A 2,361-nucleotide genomic window follows, 5' to 3' on the forward strand; every position below is an offset into this window, starting at 1 on the left:
TATACAGCTCCGGCTACCCCCGAGTTCTAAACTGATACATTCGTCTGCATCGTCAGATGTGTATATGAGACTGGCGTAGTCCAGCCCGTCGACCCGGTCGTACCAGGGGTCCAGGGTGTCGCGGCTCACTGCCTGCGGCCACATCCGGCGTCCTATGGACCCCTGCCGGTCGAAGACGAAGCGCGGGGCGCGGGGCATCGCGGCGAAGTAGACGACGCTGCCGCCGCCCACGCAGTTCCCGCCGAGGATGCTCATGCCGTCCCCGACCGTGAAGTCGAACGCCCTGGTGTAGGAGGAGCCGAGCTTGTAGTCGTGCTCGAACTCCTTGCTCTCCAGCCACGGACCGCGTTCCAGGACGGTGACGTCCGCGCCCCCCGCCGCCAGGTGGTACGCGGCGATCGCGCCGCCGAATCCGCTGCCGATGACGAGGACGTCCGTGCGCTCGGCCGTGGTGCTCATGCGGGGCTCCCGGTGGACGTGGTGTCGGGGTGGAGGCGGGCGAACTCGCGCCCGTAGCTGTAATCCTGGAATCGCCACAGGCCGTCGGCGTCCGGCGTGCTCAGGCCCATGGCCTCCAGTCCCGGATGCCCGTCGGCCATCGCCTGCGCCGTGTTGAGGTGCGCGGCCGAGTCGAAGGCCATGTTGCAGAAGAGGGAGAGCAGTACCCAGAACTCCTTCTCGGGGTGGCCCGGCGTCGTCAGCCGCTGGATCAGGGCGGCCCGGTCCGGGTACTCCAGCGCCACGAAGGGCGGCACCGTCGGATCCGGGGCCAGACCCCGCTCCGCCGCGTAGGCCAGGGCATGCTCGTTGACCAGGCGCACCAGGTCGTCCAGACCCTCGTGTATGCCGGTCGCATCCCATTGCAGGAGTTCCAGGGCCCCCGCCTGGACGGCGCCGCCGCCGGTGGCCACTCCCGCGATGGCCCGGTCGTCCGCGGAGCGTTTCTGACCCGGCACGATCGTGTCGGCGTAGGCCTCCAGGGTCATGGTCCGGATGTCGCCGGCCGGCGCCCCTCGCTCATTGTCGTCGCGCAACTCGCTCTCCATTCTCGCAGTCCGGAGTGGGATGCCTTGCGGCGAGGAGAAAACTAGGTTCGTTCGACCGGTTCAAGCAACTAGCCAAAGTGGAGGCGACCTTGAAACCGACTCCACGGAGTTGGCGCGAAGCGGCGGATGGATTACGCGCGCGGGCGAGCGGCTCACTAGTCTGGCCGCACGGATGTCTTCATCACCTGCACGTGGAAACGCTTCTGCACGGGCACCGCATGTGGAAGTGAGCCCTGGTCTCATGTCTTGGGGGAAACGTGAAAAGTGACTCTGCCCAACGCGTCGTGGAGCGTTCACGGCGTGTCGTACGGATCGATGAACTCATTCCCGCCGATTCCCCACGCCTGAACGGAATCGATCGTTCCCATGTACAGCGCCTCGCGACCGTCTACGCGTCCCTGCCGCCGGTCCTGGTCCACCGGCCGACCATGCGGGTCGTCGACGGCATGCACCGCATCGGCGCGGCCCGCCTGAAGGGGCTGGACACCGTCGAGGTCACCTTCTTCGAGGGGGCCGAGGAGCAGGTGTTCCTGCGGTCCGTCGCGGCGAACATCACCAACGGACTGCCGCTGTCGGTCGCCGACCGCAAGACCGCCGCGGCCCGCATCCTGGCCTCGCACCCGACCCTGTCCGACCGCGCGGTCGCCGCGCACGTGGGACTCGACGCCAAGACCGTGGCGGGTGTGCGGACGTGTTCAGCCGCGGGTTCTCCGCTGCTGAACGTGCGAACCGGGGCGGACGGCCGCATCCACCCGCTGGACCGCACCGCCGAACGCCTGCACGCCGCGGCGCTGCTGACCCAGGACCCGGCGCTCCCGCTGCGCTCCGTCGTCGAGCAGACCGGGCTGTCGCTGGGCACGGCGCACGACGTCCGCCGCCGGTTGCTGCGGGGCGAGGACCCGGTCCCGCAGAACCGGCAGAGCGCGATGCTGGAGACGGGGCCCGCCCGCCAGAAGCAGGCGGCGGCCAAGCCGCCCGTCGGCGCGGTCGTCCGGACGAGCCCGAAGGCGCCGCCCGCCGTCGCCGGGAGACCGCCGGTGTCCCCGCGGTCCCGGGCGCCGCTGGAGGCGCTGCGCAGGCTCTCCAACGACCCTTCCATGCGCCACTCCGACCAGGGGCGCGAACTCATGCGCTGGCTGCACAACCGGTTCGTCGTCGACGAGGCCTGGCGCCGGCGCGCGGACGCGGTCCCCGCCCACTGCGTCGACTCGATGGCGGACCTGGCGCAGCACTGCTCGGACGCCTGGCGCCGGTTCGCCGAGGAGATGGTCCGGCGCCGGCACAGCGCCGCGGCCGACAGCCCGGAACTCCGTAC

General features: G+C 70.2%; 3 protein-coding genes. 1 reads left to right on the top strand and 2 read right to left on the bottom strand.

Annotation, left to right across the window (positions count from 1 at the left end):
• Both ACFV20_RS36725 and ACFV20_RS36730 read right to left on the bottom strand, forming a co-directional pair.
• The coding region (locus tag ACFV20_RS36725; RefSeq protein ID WP_385665438.1) for an FAD-dependent oxidoreductase at positions 1–459 on the bottom strand (459 nt) is incomplete at its 3' end.
• On the bottom strand, positions 456–986 hold the full coding sequence (locus ACFV20_RS36730; RefSeq protein ID WP_199876533.1) for a DUF5987 family protein: 531 nt from the start codon (positions 984–986) through the stop codon (positions 456–458). The genes ACFV20_RS36730 and ACFV20_RS36725, both read right to left, overlap by 4 nt.
• A gap of 344 nt (positions 987–1,330) precedes the next feature.
• On the opposite strand from ACFV20_RS36730, the gene ACFV20_RS36735 reads away from it, so the two are divergent.
• Positions 1,331–2,361, top strand: a 1,031-nt coding sequence (locus ACFV20_RS36735) for a ParB/RepB/Spo0J family partition protein (RefSeq protein WP_385665441.1), incomplete at its 3' end; no start/stop codon positions are given.

Origin of the sequence: Streptomyces sp. NPDC059696 (genome assembly GCF_042733745.1) — a bacterium.
GTDB lineage: Bacteria > Actinomycetota > Actinomycetes > Streptomycetales > Streptomycetaceae > Streptomyces.

What these genes read in the sequence shown, in the direction of transcription:
- ACFV20_RS36730 (WP_199876533.1), bottom strand. Translation starts at nt 986, where the DNA reads ATGACCCTGGAGGCCTACGCCGACACGATCGTGCCGGGTCAGAAACGC.